Below are 18,790 nucleotides of genomic sequence, written 5' to 3'. Positions count from 1 at the left end.
GAGTATCATGGACGCATAATCAAACAATTTTCCTATCCCGAGCTATTTTAAATGACGAGTATACCCTACGGCACCATTGGCTCAGGGGGGGTAGGGAAATTCTCTGGCTGAAACCAGAACATGAACTGGCGATCTAGGATAGGGGGTGCGCTTCCAGTATACGGCATGACCCCGCATTACCGGCAAAAAAGTCTGGATGGAAAAACAATGACCGAGAAAAATAACGGAATAAATTATTCCTGGAATTTTAGCCAGGGCTCCACTGTAGCCAATGCCGCCCGCCAGGTCCAGGGGTTATGGGCGTTTGATAATTGTGTTGTTTTTCCCTTACCAAGGCGGCGGCTACTGTTAAAGAGCAAACGGACTGATAAAAGGGTAGTCATTACCGCAGAGGTATTTCAGATTCTCCAGCTTTGTCGGCAGTTTAGAACCCTTGAAGAACATGTTGCCCTAGTCAAGAAAATGAATCCGGCGTTGGCGGAGCGCCAGGCTGAAATCAGCCAGATTTTTAATAAATTTATTGAACAAGGCTTTATGATTTCAGCCAAGGATTTAGTTGCAAGCTTGCAGTATAAAGGCAGAGCTGCCCATCAAACCCCTTTGTTTGGGATCTTGGTGCGCACTTGCGACCGGCCCAAGCAGTTAGCCCGTTTAGTGAAAAGTCTGGCTGAGAATGAATTCCACCATGGGCGGCGCTACCGTTATCTGGTGGTGGATGATTCCAGAAATTCAGAAAATATTGCTGAGAACCAAGCGTTAGTAAGACAGATTAGCAAGGATCATGGCCTGGATATCCATTATCATGGGCGGGAAGCACAGCAAAAACTCATCGCTACCTTGAGCGGTGCATTTCCGGAACATCAAGGAATCATCCAATGGTTGCTAGGCGACCACGAAGAGGATACCCGTTTTTCTGGGGGCAGACTCTGGAATTACATGCTGTTGTTAACCGCTGGAAAGCGGTTTTTGACTATTGACGATGACATGATTTGCCAACCTCGCCTGGCCCCTGGTCATCAAAATAGTTTGCAAATTTCAGAAAAACAACGGGACGTTCATTTTTTTCTGGATCGGGCTGATCTATTGGAAAAAACCAGCCTATCCACTATTGATCCTATTGAACAGTCCTCCGAGGTTCTTGGCTATTCCATTGAGAAGGCGATTCATCATTTTTCCGCAGTTAAACTGCAAGAGCAGACCTTTAAGGATCTAGGCAGTGATCAGGTAGAGACTTTACATGCCGATTCTAAAATTCTTTTAACTCAATGTGGTGTTTTTGGCGATCCTGGAACCGTCTCTACGAATTGGATATATGAACTCGAGGGGGAGGCAAGGGCGCAATTGGTTGCGAGCCTAGAAACTTACGAGTCGTTACGGGCTAGTCGGCATTTATGGTTGGGGTCATCTTCGTTGCATTTCTCCCCCACTACTTCCCTGCTCAGCACCCTTACCGGATTTGATAACCAGGAGATGTTGCCCTGTACGAGTCCGTACTTCCGCAATGAGGATCATTTATTTGGGATCTTGGTAAAAGCTTTATATCCGAATTCGTTGGCACTTGAGTTTCCGTGGGGGTTACTGCATTTTCCTGAACCTGAGCGCACTTGGAGTCAAGAAGCCTTGGACAGGCCTGAAAATGTGGGTGTGCTAGGGTTTTTAGCGGATGTGGCTAATAATTCCATGGGGAATTGCTACGCCAATGATTGCTCCCAAAGGTTAACTTTTCTGGCAGAAACTTATTTGGGATTGGCGGATGCGAATGAGGGGGTTCTTGAAGCGGGAATTGAGGAAAACCTGATACATGCCAGAGTCGGAAAGATCAACCACTTGCAGGCTCAATTAGATACTTATGGAAATCAGCCCTCCTATTGGGCCAATGATGTGAAACGCCTATTGCTAGCGGGCAGTAACGCCTTAGTTAATCGTGAAGAGCGGCTCATTCCTGATGTTGCCGCTAGCAATGAGAGAACGGCCCAGGTGGCGCTGGTGAGAACCACGCTTCGCCAGTTTGGTTCGGCATTGAAAGTGTGGCCACGGTTATGGAATTTTTGTAAAGATGATATCAAGGATTAAACAACGATAGTTTTTGATTTCAGCTCGGCTCAATTGCTCAGTTTTTTCCGTCGGTTATCTTTCAACCCTCCTTTACCCACCTAGTAAGCTATTATCTATAGCTGTTCTCAAGGGTTATTTTCAAGTGACTGGAGCAATCAAGTGAGTAAGGGAGTTATCTGTAAAGTAGGCCGGTGTTGTCTACTGACAGTCTTGACGGCTGGTATCAGCTTAGCGCTTATTCCTTCATATGGGAATGGCATTAGCGGTAGTCGTTTAGAAAACAATGAAGCTTTTTCCTCCAATTCAGGAGTGCCTAGGTCCCTACACCCCCGTATCGAGTATCGCTTGCAAGAGATGTTAGAGGCAAGGAGTAGCCTTAAAGGAACATCGCAGGAGCAACCTGTACAAATCCATGTTCTCTTGGACGGGCCCCTTACTGAAAAAACGCGCTTAGCCATTGAAGAGTTAAACGGTGCGGTGGAGCTTGAGCGTGGCGAACACCTACAGGTACTGTTGCCTCTGGGGCGAGTCTCCGAGCTCGCGACTTTGCCTCAGGTGCGGTATATACGGTTACCCCACCGTGCCGAGCCTCGGCAAGAGGAGCGCTCCGGTGGTAATGAAGGTGTCCAGGTGACTTCCGCCCACAGGCTCCACCAGTTAGGGGTGACGGGGCAAGGGGTGCGGGTCGCTATTTTAGATAGGGGATTCCAGGGATATCGGGATCTCCTGGGAAAAGAGTTGCCCCAGGAGGTTACCGTAAAAAATTTTAACTTAGGTGAAGGTTTTGAAGGGACCAACCATGGCACTGGGGTGGCTGAAATCCTCTACGATATGGCTCCAGATGTTGAGTTGGTTTTAGTTGCCGCCGGTACGGAGTTGGAATACATGGCGGCACTAGATTGGCTGCGCACTCAAGAGATTGCTATCGTTTCATTCTCCCTTGGCTTTGATAATCTTGGTCCGCTAGATGGTAGTAGCCCGGTTTCTGTAGCTGCCAGCCGATTATTCGACGAAGCAGGCATTTTGTTTGTCACGGCTGCCGGGAATGAGCAGCAAAACTATTGGAGCAGCACCTTTCATGACTCGGATGGCGACGGCGCCCACGAATTTAGTGATGATGATGAGGCCCTAAATCTGGCATTGCGGGCGGGAGATTTGGTTCGTGTCATCCTTAATTGGGATGATTGGGGTGAAGACCCATCCCGTCCCCGCTCTGATCAGGATTATGATCTTTATATCTTTTGCCCAGGTACGGTTCGGTTTTCTCCTAATAATGCCTGTGCCTCATCAGTGGGCTTCCAGACAGGGTTATTAGGCCATGAGCCTCTAGAACAAGTTTTTTTCACGGCGCCAACGACGGGTACGTATTATATTTTTATCGTGCGCGCGAGCCTTGAAACCGGTGAGCGTTTACTTCGGTTATTTATCGGTGGTAGCCAGGGAAGAGCCTTCCCCATGGAGTATCAAAGTACCGACAGCACCTTAGTTTTACCCGGCGATGGCCGTGGGGTATTCACTGTCGGTGCTATGGATGTGGTGACCCAGCAACTCGAGCCAGCGTCATCCCTGGGACCCACCTGGGATGGTCGCATCAAGCCTGATATTATCGCCCCCGATGGAGTGACCACGGCAGTCCTAGGTACCTTTTTTGGGACCTCTGCTGCGACTCCCCATGCTGCGGGTGCGGCGGCACTGCTTAAATCCCAGGATCCCAGCCGTAGCGCTCAGGAGCTCAGGCTATTGCTGCAACAATCGAGCACAGACCGTGCCCTTAGGGGTAAGGACAATGAATATGGGTCTGGCACCCTGGCTCTTGAAAATTTTGTAGCCAATAGGAGACTCTCACCCTTTTCCGGAGTATGGTGGAGTCCAGCCCAGAATGGGCATGGCTTCTTTTTCGATGTTCGGAATGGCACATTAGTAGCGACTTGGTATACCTATGATAGAGCAGGCAATCCATTTTGGTTGCTCTCTGGGGGGTCCATGGAGACTTCAAGTCATTATTCGGGGACTCTATACGCTTTTCAGGGGCCGGTATTAAAGCCATCCTTGAACTCTCTTTTTGACAGCGGTGGCAGCACCGTGGTCTCAAAGGGAGTGGGTCGTCTTGATATTGATTTTATAAATTCTGGCGAAGCGGCTATTCAGATCCAACTCAACGGGGACAATCTGATCTCCTCTAATACCTTTAACCTTCAAGCTCAGCCTTTTCTAGGATATCCGGCGGCAGAGCAAACCCCTCAAGTTCCCTATACTTCCAAACATGATGGTTTATGGTGGAATGGACAGCAGAATGGACACGGATTTTTTATTAATATCCAAGATACCGTGCTAACTGCGGCCTGGTACGTCTATGATGATAGGGAGGGGGAACCGTTTTGGGTACTGACAGCAGGTCCTATGAGTTCTGCGACCACCTATTCAGGAACGGCCTATTATTTTTTGGGCCCGGCCCTCCCATCTGGTACAGATATTGCTAATAATTTTGATGCTGTAGGGTCTACAATTAACGGGGTAGCGAGTGGTAACCTCTCAATTTCTTTCACCTCGGATACCACCGCCACCGTCGCCATCCGCGATGTGCTTTCGGTCAATGAAACCCTGCAATTAGAGCGTTTTGATTTTTAAAGTCTTTTGAAAATTTGATTTGATAATCTTATGTTTAGCATAGCAGTTTAGTTATTTTTTTGTCCTAGCGGCGAGCCCTAGTCGTGCTAAACTGATATAGAGTTCATTCAGGATAACTGCGCCAGCAGGCCCGCTCATGAAAAATATCAATGGGGAGCATGGAAACAAACCAAAGGGGGCTAGGCAGCCTCCGCTTGTCTCTGTGGTGATGGTGAACTTTAATGGCGGTTGGCTGCTGACTGAGGCTGTACGCTCTGTGCTGCAAGCCGATATCCCGCTAGAGGTCATCGTTGTGGATAACGGTTCCCAAGATAGCAGCCTGGTATGTTTGCGAAGCGTCGTGGGCAGAGATCCCCGCGTTCGGGTGATTGAAAATGGCCGCAACCTAGGATTTGCACGGGCGAACAACATTGCCTTCAGGCAGGTAGTGGGAGACTATGTACTGTTGCTAAATCCCGACTGCGTTATTCGCCCAAATACGCTCTCCAGGATTCTTGAGGAAATCGCTAGCCGTCCAGAAGTGGGAATGGTCGGCTGCTTGATTCGTAACCCGGATGGAACCGAGCAGGCGGGGTGCCGCCGCAGTGTGCCTACGCCGTGGCGGAGTTTCGTCCGAGTCCTTCATTTGAATAGATTTTTCCCCTATCACCCAAAATTTCGAGGGTTTGTCCTCAGTTGCCAGGCTTTGCCTAGAGAGTCGGTATTTCTCGAAGCCATCTCGGGAGCTTTTATGTTGGTTCGGCAAGAGGGCCTAAAGCAGGTAGGTTTGCTGGATGAGAGTTATTTTCTCCATTGTGAGGATTTGGACTGGTGCATGCGCTTTCGGCAGGCGGGGTGGAAAATCCTGTTCGTCCCTAATGTGGAGGTGGTTCATTATAAAGGGACCTGTAGTCGGCAGCGGCCTATTCAAGTGCTTTGGCATAAACACAAAGGAATGGTGTATTTCTACCAGAAATTTTTCCGCCATCAATATCCCCTGCCCCTCATGGGGCTAGTGATCAGCGGGGTGTGGGGTCGCTTTTTTGTGTTGGCTGGATTGACCTTGCTACGGCGGTTTGTCCTAGAAAGTAAAGCCAGAGTCGGGTTGAGAATGCGAAATACTTTTTATTTGAGTGCGAGTCCACCAAAATTGCCTACCAGCCCTTCAGGTGCGGCATGCAGGGTTGAGCCAGAGAGTTCCGACACCTCAGAGGTGACCACGAAACGGGTTCATAGCAGTTAATAATCTTCACCTCTTGGTTTATCTAAAGCGTCTAATTTTGGGATGAAGGCACTGATTACAGGTGCGACGGGTTTTATCGGCCAACACCTAGTCGCCACATTATTACCGAGAGGAAATTCGATCCGAGTATTGGTGAGAAATGTAGAAAAGGCTAAGGCAATATGGCCTACAAGTTCGCTAGGCGTATTTCAGGGGGATCTTGCTGAATCTTTAACGCTCGGCAACTTATGTGAAGGTGTGGATACAGTCTTTCATTTGGCCAGTGGTAGCTTTGTCGAAGATGATGATAGCGGTGAGGCAGAGCGGCTCCATCGAAAAGTGTCCGTAGAGGGGACCGGAGAACTGCTAAAGTTAGCCGCACAAGCGGGTGTTAAACGGTTTATTTTTATAAGCAGTGTCAAGGCTATGGGCGAAGGGGGGCGGGAGTGTCTCGATGAGGCCAGTCCCGCGGCGCCTCAAACCGCTTATGGTCGAGCGAAGCTAGCCGCCGAACGGGTGGTGCTGGAAGCGGGCCGTACTTATGGTATGCAGGTTTGCAACCTGCGGCTTCCCATGGTGTATGGGGGTGGCCATAAGGGAAATCTCCCCCGAATGGCCATGGCAATTGATCGGGGGTGGTTTCCTCCATTGCCTAAAGTGGAGAATCGGCGTTCCATGGTCCACGTGGATGATGTGGTGCAGGCAATGTTGCTTGTCGCTGAAAACCCCCAGGCCAGCCATCAAACTTATATTGTGACCGATGGCTACACTTATTCCTCTCGCCAAATTTATATCTTGCTCTGCCAAGCATTAGGCCGACATGTCCCCTGGTGGTACTTTCCGGCAGGGCTACTTCGAGTGGGGGCTAAGGCGGGGGATCTTGCGGAACGGGTATTGCACAGAAGCGTTCCGTTGAATTCTCAAGTGGTCTACAAGCTCATTGGTTCTGCTTGGTATAGCTGCGCCAAAATACGGAGGGAGCTAGGTTACAGACCCCGGCATTCGTTGGAAACGGCCTTGCCTGAGATCCTCGCAAATCTTGATTTATTGCACTCCCCTCGGAGATCACTGGAATTGTCTCAAAATAGCACGGAGAAGCGAGAGCAAGGTTAAGTTGTCAGAGCCGCAAGATGCTTTTCGGTGCGCGCCGTTACCAAAACGATAGGGGCTCCTCTTTAGCTGCAACCCCAAACCCTTTTTTCAGGGAGGTAAAACGGGTTTGCAAAGCACTACCCCCTCGCTTCTAAACATCCCCCTATTCTATTCATAGATACTTAGAGCGGAAAGTCAATTTTTTGTCAAAGCGGTGCCATGGAGAGGGGTCACTTATTTGACGGTTAAGGGGCACTTTGCGGTAAGTTATTTAAATCATTAAGTTCTTTTCTTCTCACAAGAGCTGGCATGGGTTTTGCCCAATACAAGAATAATGATTCTTGCTTGAGGAGAGGAATAGATCCCATGACCCAGAGCGGTGAGTTGGATTTGGAGGTTAAGGGCGGCGGTACTTCCAAAAAGACCTTGATTATTCTTATCAGTACCATCGTTATGTTGGTGGTGGCCATAGCGGTGGGGGTAGTTTTGTTTCTAACCGGGGCGCTCACGCCTAAAGCCGCTACCGGGGAGGCTGCCGCCAATCCTAAAGCACCTCAACATCCTGCCATTTATCATTCCCTAGACCCTGCTTTTGTGGTCAATTTCTATCGCCAAAGCCAGCAGCAGGTGCGTTTTCTGCAAGTCAAAATGGAAGCGATGGCCCGTGATTCGGAAATCATCGAAGCCATAAAAACCCACACGCCTGCGATTCGTAACAACCTGTTGTTATTGTTGAGCCATCAGGACTACGAAACCATACATACTGTTGAAGGCAAGGGGCAACTGCGGGAAGCCGCACGGGATGAGATTAACCAGGTTTTGGAAGATCAAGCTGGGATCAAGGGGGTGGAAGCAGTTTACTTTACCAGTTTTATAATGCAATAACCCATGGCTGCTACCGACATTCTTTCTCAGGATGAGGTCGATGCCCTGCTGTCAGGCATGGCCGATGGCGAGGTCAATACCGAGACCAAAGCTGTAGCAGGTGAAGAGGCGGTACGCCCTTACGATTTTAGCAGTGAGGACCGTATTGTTCGAGCCCGCCTGCCAGCTTTGGAGATGATTAATGAGCGTTTTGTCCGTCAGCTTCGCCGCAGTCTATTTAACCTCTTTCGGCGTGCTATCGATGTGACGGTGTCGGGTATGCAGATGGTCAAGTTTTCCGAATATATCCACACCTTGTTTGTTCCTACTAGCCTGAATATGGTGCAAATGTCCCCCTTGCAGGGCACCAGCCTGTTCGTGTTTGACCCGAAGCTGGTGTTTATGATGGTGGATAATTATTTCGGTGGTTCAGGTCGAGCTTATGCTCGCCGCTCCTATGCCCGCATTGAAGGCCGGGAGTTTACGCCCACTGAAGTCCGGGTTGTCCAACTCGTCCTCGAAAAGGTGTTTGCGGATCTGGAACAGGCTTGGGAGCCCGTACTCGCGGTGCATTTTGAGTACCTACAGGCAGAACCCAACCCCCAGTTCGCCACCATTGTCAGCCCCAGTGAAGTGGTGGTGGTTTCCACCTTTTTCGTGGAATTCGATGGCGGGGGAGGTGAATTTCACATCACTTTGCCCTATGCCATGCTGGAACCCATTCGTGAGTTGCTGGAAGTGGGAAGGCAAAGTGGCTCTAGCCAGGTAGACGAACGCTGGGATCAAGCGCTGCAAGAAAAAATATTGGAGGCGGAGGTCGAACTGTCCTGCACCCTCGCGGAGACTCAACTTTCCTTGCGAGAAATATTAGCGCTTGAGCCAGGTGATATTTTGCCCATTGAACTGCCCTCTATCCTCACTGCCCAGGCAGATGGGGTGCCGGTGTTCCGTGCCCGTTATGGGGTTCATAACGATAATTACGCCTTAAAAGTAGTCGAACCTCTGCCCCATCAGGGGTTGTTTGCGGAGAAGCCTACTTTAAGCCAGAAGGTCGCCTATGGCCGATCATCCTAAAAACCAAGATCCCACCGCCGCTGATGAATGGGTGGCGTCGCTGGCGGGAGAGCAAGCGGGTGACTCGGGTTCTAGGCAAGGGCAAACAGCGGCCTCCAAGGCTCAGGCGGAGTCCTCTGCCGAACCCTACGCCCCGCCAACATTAGAAGAGTTGGCGACTGATCCCACCGCAGCTGCCAAGGATATTAACTTGGATCTTATCCTGGATATCCCGGTGACCATGGCCATGGAGATAGGGCGCACCAGGATCAGCATTCGGGATTTACTGAAATTAAACCGAGGTTCTGTGGTGGAGTTGGAACGGCTCGCCGGGGAACCCTTAGATGTGTTAGTCAATGGTTGTCTTATTGCCCATGGCGAAGTCGTGGTGGTCAATGAGAAATTTGGTATTCGTCTTACCGATGTGATCAGCACCACCGAGCGGGTAAGGAAGCTAAAATGAGTAAAGCCCCTTATACCGTTATTGTTCTGGTCTTATTGCTTTTTGTTTCTGTCGGTCAAAGAGCTTGGGCTGCAAGCATAAACGCCCAGCCGGCTGCAATTTCAGAAGAACAAGCCCAGGGAAGCGAGGAGCGAGTCCAGGGTTTTCCTGCCCAGACAGTTGCTGCCGGTGAGGTGTTGCAGATGGTTTTTGCATTGGGGTTGGTGTTGGGAGTCATTGCCCTAGTGGCTTGGTTTCTCCGCCGGCTCCCTGGTTTGCAGCGTGGCGCGCATCGCAACCTCCAAATTCTGGAAGGGATCTCCCTGGGGACCCGAGAGCGGCTCGTACTAGTGCAGGTCGGCGAGCAACAGTTGTTGCTTGGAGTTTGTCCAGGGCAGATACGCACCTTGCATGTGCTAAAGACTCCCATCCCGGTGTCGCCCCACTCTTCGAGAAGTCCCTTTGCTCGGCATTTGGAGCGAGCATTGAAACCAGGGGAATACTCATGAGGGGGGAAGGAACACTCCGGCAGGGGAAGAGAGGGCAGGCCAGTGGGGGGAAGCCACCGGGGGGCAGGTTAGCGTTGTTGGTTGCGCTGCTGTTGTTGCCTACGGCAATGGGCTTGGCAGCACCTGGTGTGCCGGCGCTGGCGGTGACCACAGAGGGGAGTGGCGAGCAGACCTATACCGTCACTTTGCAGATTTTAGGGCTGATGACAGCCCTCACCCTGCTGCCGGCGGCGGTCATGATGATGACTTCCTTTACCCGCATTATTGTGGTGCTCTCGATTCTGCGTCAAGCCTTGGGCTTAGCCCAGACTCCCTCTAGCCAAATTCTGATTGGACTTACCCTATTTTTGACTTTCTTTATCATGGGTCCGGTGCTTGATAAGGCCTATCAGGAGGGGGTAAGGCCCTACCTGCAAGAAGAAATTTCGGTGACGGAGGCTTTGGTGCGGACAAGAGAGCCGTTTCGCCATTTCATGATGGCCCAGACTCGGGAGACCGACCTGCAGCTATTTGCAGAGATCGCTGGGCAGAAAGCCTTTGAATCCCCGGCTCAAGTTCCCTTTTCCTTATTGGTGCCCGCCTTTATTACCAGTGAACTCAAGACCGCTTTTCAGATTGGCTTCTTGCTGTTTATTCCTTTTCTCATTATTGATCTAGTGGTGGCCAGTGTGCTCATGGCCATGGGAATGATGATGCTCTCTCCTATGTTGGTGTCGTTACCCTTTAAGCTCCTGCTATTCGTATTGATTGATGGCTGGTCCCTGCTCATGGGCACCTTAGCCTCAAGTTTTTATATCGCGCCATGACTCCCGATACCGTACTTTCCCTTCTCCATCGCGGTCTTGAAGTTATCACCCTGTTGTTGCTGGTCCTGTTGTTACCGTCTTTAGCAGTGGGACTATTAGTGAGCATGTTTCAAGCGGCGACTCAGATCAATGAGATGACTTTGAGCTTTATTCCCAAACTTTTGGCCATCTTGTTGACGATGGCCCTCGCCGGCCCTTGGATGCTGCGGTTGGTGCTGGATTACACCCGGCAGTTGTTTAGGGATATTCCTGCCCTTATCGGGTGAGGTGATGCATTTTACCAGCGACGAAATTAGCGCTTTGATTGGTGCTTATCTGTGGCCTTTTTGCCGCATCGGCGCATTATTGATGGCGGTTCCGCTCTTTGGGAGCGCTGTGGTTCCGGTGCGCGTGCGGTTAGTCCTCGCGTTGGCCTTAACGGTAGTGATTGCCCCTGTGATCCCCACCACTCCCGTCTCCCCCTTGAGTTTGCAAGGAGGGTTGCTGATTATCCAACAGTTCCTGATTGGGATAGCCATGGCCTTTGTCTTGCAGATGGTGTTCCAGGCCTTTGTTATCGGCGGTCAGACCGTGGCGATGCAGATGGGGCTGGGATTTGCTTCCATGATAGATCCCCAGCACGGGGTTTCAGTTTCGATGATTTCACAACTTTATCAAATCTTAATCACCCTCGTGTTTTTGGCTTTAGACGGTCATTTGGTGGTGATCCAGGTGTTGGCGGAGAGTTTTTATAGGTTGCCCCTTGGGATGAGTGGTTTGAACTCGGATAATTTCTGGCAACTGGTTGGGGGAGGCAGTTGGATGTTTGCTGGCAGTATGCTAATTGCTTTGCCGGCCATTGGGGCATTGCTGTTGGTTAACTTGACCTTCGGCGTGATGACTCGTGCCGCCCCTCAATTGAATCCTTTTTCCATCGGTTTTCCTCTCACCCTCATCCTGGGTTTTGGGATACTTTTATTCACTTTACCCAGTACCTCGAGTCATCTGGTCAACCTTGTTGATACTGCCCTGGACCTTATTCGGACCCTGCTGGGAGAAGAGGGTTAGTGGCGGAGTCTAGCGCCCAAGAGCGGACGGAACAACCGACTCCGAAACGTCAGCAGGAGGCCCGGGAAAAGGGCCAGGTTCCCCGTTCCCGGGAACTCAGTACGACGGTTTTGCTGCTAAGTTCTGCCCTGGGTTTGTTGTTGATGGGAGAGTTTTTTCTTCAAGGGCTTGCTGAGCTGATGCGGCAGGGCCTGCGCTTAGAGCGGGCCCAGATCTTCGAGCCGGCCGCAGCCATTTTGCAGTTTCAGCAAGCCCTCTGGGAAGCCCTCAAAACGATAACGCCCTTTCTGTTCCTGACGCTCATTGCGGCATTAGCAGCGCCCCTGCTGATGGGGGGATGGAGCTTTAGTTTCCAGGCGCTGGGGTTTAAGTGGGAGAAATTAGATCCCCTTAAGGGCATGAAACGGGTTTTTGGTCCCCAGGGGTGGATGGAGTTACTCAAGGCCTTAGCTAAGTTCTTGCTTTTAGGGGGAATTGCTTGTGTGCTGTTTTGGTATTTGGGCCCCGATCTCATCGCTTTGGGGCGACAAGGGCTTATCCCCGCCCTGTACCAACTCGCCCACTTGATGGGATGGAGCTTTTTGGGCCTTTCGGCCAGCCTTGTGCTCATCGCCGCTATCGATGCCCCCTTTCAACATTGGCACCATACTCGGCAGTTGAAGATGACTCATCAAGAGATTAAAGAGGAGCATAAAGAAACCGAGGGTAGCCCCGAACTCAAGGCGAGGGTTCGTCGAGTACAGCGGGAAATAGCAGGCCGCCGGATGATGGCGGCGGTTCCCCAGGCCAATGTGGTGGTGACCAATCCCACCCATTACGCAGTGGCTTTGGACTACCAGCAGGATAAGGGGGGGGCTCCGCGCGTGGTGGCTAAAGGTGCCGATCAGGTGGCCCTCAAAATTCGAGCCGTGGCAGCAGCCAATAATGTGCCTGTTCTTTCGGCGCCATCCTTAAGCCGCGCTCTTTATTACAACACTGAATTGAATCAGGAAATTCCAGCCGGGCTGTATGTGGCTGTGGCTCAGGTGTTGGCCTATGTCTTCCAATTGCGTCGCTATCAGCGACAAGGAGGTATTAAACCCGCTTCCTTGCCCGATGAATTCCCGATACCTGAGGACTTAAGGAGAGATTAAGCATCTCAGTAAAAGTTTTGAAGTATTCCTGGAGCGAGCCGGTGGTGTGGAGCCAGGGGACAGGGAACACCACCGGCTCCCTCCTAAAACACCTCATATTTTATTCATAGGTACTTAATGTGATGAATGCTGCCAGCGTGCTGGGAAATTTGCGGGAACTCAGTCGTAATGGGCTAGGTGCGCCATTAATATTGCTCCTCATGCTGTCGATGATGGTGTTGCCGTTGCCGGCGGTACTGCTCGATTTGCTTTTTACCTTCAACATTTCCCTGGCGCTGGTGGTATTGCTGGCGGGTGTTTATGCCCACCGACCACTGGATTTTGCTGCTTTTCCCACGATTTTACTGCTTGCCACCCTGATGCGGCTGGCTTTGAATGTGGCCTCTACACGAGCGGTGCTATTGGAGGGCCACACGGGGCCCGATGCTGCCGGCCAGGTCATCCAAGCCTTTGGCGAGTTTGTGATCGGAGGCAACTATGCGGTGGGCTTGGTGGTGTTTTTGATTTTGGTCATCATTAATTTTGTGGTGGTGACCAAAGGGGCGACCCGGATCTCCGAAGTGAGCGCCCGCTTTACCTTGGATGCCATGCCTGGTAAGCAAATGGCCATTGATGCGGATCTCAATGCCGGCTTGATTGAGCAGGAGGAAGCCCGGCTCCGGCGCCAGGAGATCATGGAGGAAGCTGATTTTTATGGTTCCATGGACGGGGCCAGCAAGTTTGTTCGTGGTGATGCCATTGCAGGGATTTTAATCCTGCTGATTAATGTCATTGGCGGACTTTCAGTGGGGCTTCTCCAACATGATCTTTCCTTTAGCGAGGCAGCCCGGAACTACACTCTGTTGACCATTGGCGATGGCCTGGTCGCCCAGATTCCTTCCTTAGTGCTCTCTACTGCCGCAGGCATTCTTGTCACCCGGGTTTCCCATGCCCAAGATATGGGCACTCAAATTTTGACCCAATTATTTGAGAATCCCAAGCCCTTGGCTGTTGTTGCCGCCGTCCTCGGGGGCATGGGGCTTATCCCCGGAATGCCTAACCTCGCCTTCTTAGGGTTGGCTTCTCTCTGCGGCTTTGCTGCTTGGCACCTCAGCCGGCAGCAAAAAATTGAAGCGGCACCACCGCCACCGGCTCCCCTGGAGACCCCAGAGCTTTCTTGGGAGGATATTCCTCCCGTGGATCCCATTGGTTTGGAGATAGGCTATCGCTTGATTCCCATGGTGGATAAGGCCCAGGGAGGGCAGTTGATGGGACGCATCAAAGGGGTGCGGAAAAAGCTGTCCCAGGAGTGGGGATTTCTAATCCCGGCCGTTCATATCCGCGATAACTTAAATCTAGCTCCCACGGCTTATCGAATTACCCTTTTTGGAGTCACGGTGGGGGAGGCGGAAATTTTCCCGGAACGGGAGATGGCCATCAATCCCGGTCAGGTGTTTGGTAAAGTGGAAGGAACCCCCACCCAGGATCCTGCATTTGGCTTAGAAGCCCTCTGGATCGAGCCAGCCCAGCGAGAACAAGCTCAAGTGCAAGGCTATACGGTAGTCGATGCCGGGACCGTAATCGCCACTCACTTGAGTCAAATCCTCCAAAACCATGCCCATGAGTTATTGGGACGGGAGGAAGTGCAGCAGCTCTTGGAGAATCTAACCAAAGTCGCCCCCAAACTGACGGAAGGAATGGTGCCTGAGACCTTGCCCTTGGGCGTTGTGCAGAAAGTGCTACAGCAGCTGTTAACGGAGGGGGTGCCCATCCGCGATATGCGGACCATCGTCGAAACTTTGGCAGAGCACGCGCTGCGGAGTCAAGACCCCGCCGTATTGACGGCTATGGTGCGTATTGCTCTTGGACGTTCTATTGTTCAGCAGATCAATGGGCTAAACAAGGAACTTGAAGTTATTTCTATATCACCTGACTTGGAACAATTATTGCTACGTTCTTTACAGGCTGCCAACGAAGGAGGGGGGCTCAATATGGAACCTGGACTAGCGGAAAAACTGCACCGCACCTTGAAGGAAAGCGCCCAGCGGCAGGAGGCAGTTGGAAAGCCCGCCATACTGTTGGTACAGGGGGTATTAAGGGCTTGGCTCGCACGGTTTATTCACCACACTATCCCTGAACTTAAAGTGCTGTCCTACAACGAGATACCGGAAGATAAGCAGGTCCGCATCGTCGCCAGTGTGGGTAGTTAAGGTGACTTTTTAGGAAGTAGCCGATGAAAATTAGACGGTTTACAGCGCCGGATGTGCGACAAGCTATCCGGCAGGTACGGGAGGCGATGGGGGCAGATGCCGTTATCTTGTCAAATCGTTCGGTTGACGGAGGCGTTGAAATTGTCGCCGCCACGGATTATGAGGACACCGTACTAGAGCAAGCTTCGGATTCCCGTCATCGCCAAGAGGCAGAGCCGCTGCCAGAAAGGAGGCCTGTTCCTAATGCCCCTCGGGATGAGTCTCAAGAGCCTCTCCTGCTTGAGATGCGGCAAGAGATGAAAACTTTACGCAATCTAGTAGAGACGCAATTATCGGATCTTGCCTGGGGGGAATTGGGACGGCGCCACCCCCTTAAGGCCCAATTGCTCCGCCGGTTAATAGGACTGGATCTTGTGCCTGAGCTTTGCCGGCAGCTTGCTGCCCAGGTGAGCAACAGCAATGACCCCCATCAAATTTGGCAGCAGGCAGTGCAAGTACTGACAGATCTTATCCCCATTGCCGATGATGATACCTTGACCACTGGCGGGATTGTGGCCCTCATTGGTCCTACTGGAGTGGGGAAAACTACCAGTGTGGCGAAAATCGCGGCGCGCTTTGCACTCCGCCGTGGGATCCATAGCGTGGCTCTGGTAACCACTGACAGTTTCCGTATCGGAGCGCAGGAACAGTTGCATACCTATGGCCGCATCCTGGGTGTTCCCGTGAAGGTCGCTCAGGATCGGCAAGCATTGGAGGAAATTCTGGACGGCTTGCTGGATCGACAGTTAGTGCTTATTGACACCGCGGGTATGAGTCAGCGGGATATGCACCTTACCAAACAGTTTGCCATGCTTGCCGGGGGAGGCCCAAAAATTAGGAATTACCTAGTCCTGTCAGCGGCCACTCAATCTTCGGCGCTGGATGAGGTGGTGCAGCAATTTAATCGGGTTGAACTCTCGGGCTGCATCCTGACTAAAATCGACGAAGCGGCGAGCCTAGGGGGGATTGTCTCCACAGTTATCCGCCATCAGTTGCCTCTTGCCTATATCAGTGATGGGCAGCGTGTACCGGAGGACTTCGGCGCAGCCCGTGCTCAGCATCTAGTCCATCTTCTCACCGAGTATGCCTGTGAAAGGGAAAAAGGATTGGCTGATGAGGTATTGGCTCAAGCATTTGGAAGGGCTAAAAATTATGCTCATGTCTGAGGCGCGGATTGATCAGGCCAGTGGTTTGCGGCGGATGACTCGTCCTGTCCGGGTAGTGGCGGTGACGGGCGGTAAAGGGGGAGTCGGTAAAACTAACATTTCAGTGAATTTGGCGGTGGCTTTAGCAAGTCAAGGCCAGAGAGTGATGTTGTTGGACGCTGACCTCGGATTAGCCAATATCGATGTGCTGCTAGGATTACAGCCTACTTATAACCTGGCCCATGTTATTAAAGGGGAACGTTCGCTAGGGGAGATTATTGTCCCCGGACCCGCAGGCATCAAAATTGTACCGGCAGCCTCGGGAGTGCAAGCCATGGCCCGTCTTAGCCCGGCTGAGCATGCCGGCCTTATCAACGCCTTCAGTGAAGTCAGCACAACCCTAGACGTTTTGTTAATTGATACTGCTGCCGGAATTTCTGACAGTGTGATCAGCTTTACCCGGGCAGCTCAGGAGGTACTCGTGGTGGTCTGTGATGAGCCCGCATCTATCACTGATGCTTATGCTTTGATCAAAGTATTAAGTCGGGATCATCACCTGCAACGGTTTCATCTCCTCGCCAATATGTCTCGTAGTATTCAGGAGGGCAGGGAATTGTATGACAAACTTGCCAAAGTCACCAACCAGTTTCTGGATGTGACGTTGGAGTTTTTAGGAGTGGTGCCTTACGACGATTATCTCCGTAGGGCGGTAAAGAAACAAAGCGCGGTGGTGGATAGTTACCCTAGAAGTAAATCAGCGATGGCCTTCATGCATTTAGCTCAAAAGGCGGTTCGTTGGCCGGTGCGACGGGAACCAGGCGGTCACCTTGAATTCTTTGTGGAACGCCTAGTGCAATACAGTCTGTGTTTTGCGGATGGAGCAAGTCGGGTCCATGCGGGGACCACTCATAGTAAGGGGGATTTGTTATGAATGGGGTCGCCGCTTATGCTACCCGGACCGAGGAGAAACCCAGGAGTGACGAACTGGTCATTCAATATGCGCCGTTGGTAAAGCGTATTGCCTACCATTTGTTAACTCGGCTCCCACCTAGCGTCCAGTTAGATGACCTTATTCAGGCCGGCATGATTGGTCTATTGGAAGCCGCCCGCAATTATAATGCCTCCCAGGGCGCGAGTTTTGAAACTTATGCCGGAATCCGCATTCGGGGGGCTATTTTAGATGAGATTCGCCGCAACGATTGGGCCCCTCGTTCGGTCCACCGTAAGGCTCGGCAAGTGGCTGAAGTGATGCGAGAAATTGAGAACCGCGAAGGCCGAGACGCGCGCGATCATGAAGTCGCCAAGGAACTTGGATTATCGCTCAACGATTATCATCGACTCTTACAGGATGCAGGGGGGTATCGAGTATTTAGCCTCGATGAATTCAACGAGGGTGAGGAGACAGAGCCTCTGACCACCCCGCTACAGGGACCCTTCGACGGATTACAGGATCAGAGTTTCCGAAGTGCGTTGGTCGGCGCTATTGATGGTTTGCCGGAGCGGGAGCGGTTGGTGATGTCGCTCTACTATGTCGAGGATTTAAACCTCCGGGAAATTGGCGAAGTATTAGGGGTGAGTGAGTCCCGTGTTAGCCAAATCCACAGTCAGGCTGTGTTACGCCTTCGGGCCCGCCTTAGCGAGTGGTTGGATTGAGTATATAGCTCTGGGTTTGCGCTCTCTGTAGAGGGTGAAATCATACCTCCATGCCAGCAGGTTTTCCCCTAATATTTTTTATTCTTTAGGGGAATTGTATGCTCTTTGTACCAAAGGGCCCTATAAGGGGGCAGCGGTTGCAGTCAGGAGCGGCCTTACTAGCGCCAGGGGAGCAACGGGTGTAAGCATGGATATCTTGAGTATCCTCGGCGTAATCATTGGGTTTGGGGCCATCATCGTTGGCCAGTATTTAGAAGGGGGTGAGTTAAGTGCCATTCTCAACCCTGTGGCCTTGCTTATTGTCCTGGGGGGTACCCTGGGAGCGGTAATGTTACAGACTCCCCTCAAGCTTTTTTTACGAGCCTTCCAGATTTCGGGTTGGGTTTTTCGGCCACCCTCCCAGAGGGCAGAGGAGCTTATTGTCAATATCCTTGAATGGAGTAAGATTGCTCGCAGAGAAGGTTTGTTAGGGCTAGAGACCATTGCCGAGACTGAAGTTGATCGTTTTTCCCGTCGAGGTTTGCAATTATTGGTGGATGGGAACGAACCGGAGGATATCCGCAAGATTTTGGAATTGGATATTGAGCTTGCGGAGCGGCGAGATCTCCTGGCCGCTAAGGTTTTTGAGTCTATGGGGGGGTATGCCCCGACCATTGGTATTCTTGGGGCCGTGATGGGATTAATACAGGTTATGGGCAATCTTGCCGATCCCTCCTCTTTAGGCAGTGGCATTGCGGTTGCTTTTGTGGCGACTATCTATGGGATAGGGCTCGCTAATTTATTTTTTCTCCCCTTTGCCAATAAATTGAAGGTGCTTATCCGGGGACGTTCATATATTAGCGAGATGGTGGTAGAGGGGCTCATTGGTATCGCCGAGGGGGAAAATCCCCGCAATATCGAAGTCCATTTGCAAAGTTATTTGGATTGAGTTCGT

The 18,790-nt window shown here is 51.5% G+C and carries 17 protein-coding genes; all 17 read left to right on the top strand.

Annotation, left to right across the window (positions count from 1 at the left end; all coding sequences use genetic code 11):
• Positions 1-207: 207 nt before the first annotated feature.
• Positions 208-2,073 (top strand): hypothetical protein, encoded by a 1,866-nt coding sequence (locus tag NHAL_RS17580; protein ID WP_013034496.1) that lies wholly within the window; start codon positions 208-210, stop codon positions 2,071-2,073.
• A 141-nt stretch (positions 2,074-2,214) separates the two neighbouring features.
• Entirely contained in the window at positions 2,215-4,683 is a 2,469-nt protein-coding gene (locus tag NHAL_RS17575) for a S8 family serine peptidase (RefSeq protein WP_013034495.1), read from the top strand.
• A gap of 136 nt (positions 4,684-4,819) precedes the next feature.
• Positions 4,820-5,905, top strand: a complete 1,086-nt coding sequence (locus NHAL_RS17570; RefSeq protein WP_013034494.1) for a glycosyltransferase family 2 protein — start codon at positions 4,820-4,822, stop codon at positions 5,903-5,905.
• A 42-nt stretch (positions 5,906-5,947) separates the two neighbouring features.
• Positions 5,948-6,997: a UDP-glucose 4-epimerase family protein gene (locus NHAL_RS17565; RefSeq protein ID WP_013034493.1), complete on the top strand. Its 1,050-nt coding sequence runs from the start codon at positions 5,948-5,950 to the stop codon at positions 6,995-6,997.
• A gap of 345 nt (positions 6,998-7,342) precedes the next feature.
• Positions 7,343-7,861 carry a flagellar basal body-associated FliL family protein gene (locus tag NHAL_RS17560; protein WP_013034492.1) on the top strand — a complete coding sequence of 173 codons (519 nt, stop codon included), beginning with the start codon at positions 7,343-7,345 and terminating at the stop codon, positions 7,859-7,861.
• A 3-nt stretch (positions 7,862-7,864) separates the two neighbouring features.
• Entirely contained in the window at positions 7,865-8,914 is a 1,050-nt protein-coding gene (fliM, locus tag NHAL_RS17555) for a flagellar motor switch protein FliM (protein ID WP_013034491.1), read from the top strand.
• Entirely contained in the window at positions 8,898-9,356 is a 459-nt protein-coding gene (gene fliN / locus NHAL_RS17550; protein ID WP_013034490.1) for a flagellar motor switch protein FliN, read from the top strand. Before fliM ends, fliN begins: the two co-directional genes overlap by 17 nt.
• Complete coding sequence (gene fliO, locus NHAL_RS17545) at positions 9,353-9,844, top strand: flagellar biosynthetic protein FliO (RefSeq protein WP_013034489.1); 492 nt, start codon at positions 9,353-9,355, stop codon at positions 9,842-9,844. Before fliN ends, fliO begins: the two co-directional genes overlap by 4 nt.
• Positions 9,841-10,650, top strand: coding sequence for a flagellar type III secretion system pore protein FliP (gene fliP, locus NHAL_RS17540; protein WP_013034488.1), 810 nt, complete (start codon positions 9,841-9,843; stop codon positions 10,648-10,650). The genes fliO and fliP overlap by 4 nt, the downstream gene beginning before the upstream one ends.
• Complete coding sequence (gene fliQ, locus NHAL_RS17535) at positions 10,647-10,916, top strand: flagellar biosynthesis protein FliQ (RefSeq protein ID WP_013034487.1); 270 nt, start codon at positions 10,647-10,649, stop codon at positions 10,914-10,916. The genes fliP and fliQ overlap by 4 nt, the downstream gene beginning before the upstream one ends.
• Positions 10,917-10,920: 4 nt before the next feature.
• Complete coding sequence (fliR, locus tag NHAL_RS17530; RefSeq protein WP_013034486.1) at positions 10,921-11,697, top strand: flagellar biosynthetic protein FliR; 777 nt, start codon at positions 10,921-10,923, stop codon at positions 11,695-11,697.
• Positions 11,697-12,830, top strand: a complete 1,134-nt coding sequence (flhB, locus tag NHAL_RS17525; RefSeq protein ID WP_013034485.1) for a flagellar biosynthesis protein FlhB — start codon at positions 11,697-11,699, stop codon at positions 12,828-12,830. Before fliR ends, flhB begins: the two co-directional genes overlap by 1 nt.
• A gap of 122 nt (positions 12,831-12,952) precedes the next feature.
• Complete coding sequence (gene flhA / locus NHAL_RS17520; protein WP_013034484.1) at positions 12,953-15,019, top strand: flagellar biosynthesis protein FlhA; 2,067 nt, start codon at positions 12,953-12,955, stop codon at positions 15,017-15,019.
• 23 nt (positions 15,020-15,042) lie between these two features.
• Positions 15,043-16,224: a flagellar biosynthesis GTPase FlhF gene (gene flhF, locus NHAL_RS17515; protein WP_013034483.1), complete on the top strand. Its 1,182-nt coding sequence runs from the start codon at positions 15,043-15,045 to the stop codon at positions 16,222-16,224.
• A complete protein-coding gene (locus tag NHAL_RS17510) occupies positions 16,211-17,134 on the top strand; it encodes a MinD/ParA family protein (protein ID WP_203434415.1) in 924 nt (307 codons plus the stop codon). The genes flhF and NHAL_RS17510 overlap by 14 nt, the downstream gene beginning before the upstream one ends.
• Positions 17,131-17,856, top strand: a complete 726-nt coding sequence (locus NHAL_RS17505) for an RNA polymerase sigma factor FliA (protein ID WP_013034481.1) — start codon at positions 17,131-17,133, stop codon at positions 17,854-17,856. Before NHAL_RS17510 ends, NHAL_RS17505 begins: the two co-directional genes overlap by 4 nt.
• Positions 17,857-18,043: 187 nt before the next feature.
• Positions 18,044-18,784, top strand: a complete 741-nt coding sequence (locus NHAL_RS17500) for a flagellar motor protein (protein ID WP_013034480.1) — start codon at positions 18,044-18,046, stop codon at positions 18,782-18,784.
• Positions 18,785-18,790: the final 6 nt, after the last annotated feature.

Origin of the sequence: Nitrosococcus halophilus Nc 4 (genome assembly GCF_000024725.1) — a bacterium.
Lineage (GTDB): Bacteria > Pseudomonadota > Gammaproteobacteria > Nitrosococcales > Nitrosococcaceae > Nitrosococcus > Nitrosococcus halophilus.
Note: the sequence above shows the minus strand (reverse complement) of the source record. Positions and strands in the feature narration are given on the sequence as shown.

Bases quoted from the DNA above. Each gene is read 5' to 3' on its own strand.
- NHAL_RS17580 (WP_013034496.1), top strand. From the start codon at position 208: ATGACCGAGAAAAATAACGGAATAAATTATTCCTGGAATTTTAGCCAG.
- NHAL_RS17570 (WP_013034494.1), top strand. From the start codon at position 4,820: ATGAAAAATATCAATGGGGAGCATGGAAACAAACCAAAGGGGGCTAGG.
- NHAL_RS17565 (WP_013034493.1), top strand. From the start codon at position 5,948: ATGAAGGCACTGATTACAGGTGCGACGGGTTTTATCGGCCAACACCTA.
- NHAL_RS17560 (WP_013034492.1), top strand. From the start codon at position 7,343: ATGACCCAGAGCGGTGAGTTGGATTTGGAGGTTAAGGGCGGCGGTACT.
- fliM (WP_013034491.1), top strand. From the start codon at position 7,865: ATGGCTGCTACCGACATTCTTTCTCAGGATGAGGTCGATGCCCTGCTG.
- fliN (WP_013034490.1), top strand. From the start codon at position 8,898: ATGGCCGATCATCCTAAAAACCAAGATCCCACCGCCGCTGATGAATGG.
- fliO (WP_013034489.1), top strand. From the start codon at position 9,353: ATGAGTAAAGCCCCTTATACCGTTATTGTTCTGGTCTTATTGCTTTTT.
- fliP (WP_013034488.1), top strand. From the start codon at position 9,841: ATGAGGGGGGAAGGAACACTCCGGCAGGGGAAGAGAGGGCAGGCCAGT.
- fliQ (WP_013034487.1), top strand. From the start codon at position 10,647: ATGACTCCCGATACCGTACTTTCCCTTCTCCATCGCGGTCTTGAAGTT.
- fliR (WP_013034486.1), top strand. From the start codon at position 10,921: ATGCATTTTACCAGCGACGAAATTAGCGCTTTGATTGGTGCTTATCTG.
- flhA (WP_013034484.1), top strand. From the start codon at position 12,953: ATGAATGCTGCCAGCGTGCTGGGAAATTTGCGGGAACTCAGTCGTAAT.
- flhF (WP_013034483.1), top strand. From the start codon at position 15,043: ATGAAAATTAGACGGTTTACAGCGCCGGATGTGCGACAAGCTATCCGG.
- NHAL_RS17510 (WP_203434415.1), top strand. From the start codon at position 16,211: ATGCTCATGTCTGAGGCGCGGATTGATCAGGCCAGTGGTTTGCGGCGG.
- NHAL_RS17505 (WP_013034481.1), top strand. From the start codon at position 17,131: ATGAATGGGGTCGCCGCTTATGCTACCCGGACCGAGGAGAAACCCAGG.
- NHAL_RS17500 (WP_013034480.1), top strand. From the start codon at position 18,044: ATGGATATCTTGAGTATCCTCGGCGTAATCATTGGGTTTGGGGCCATC.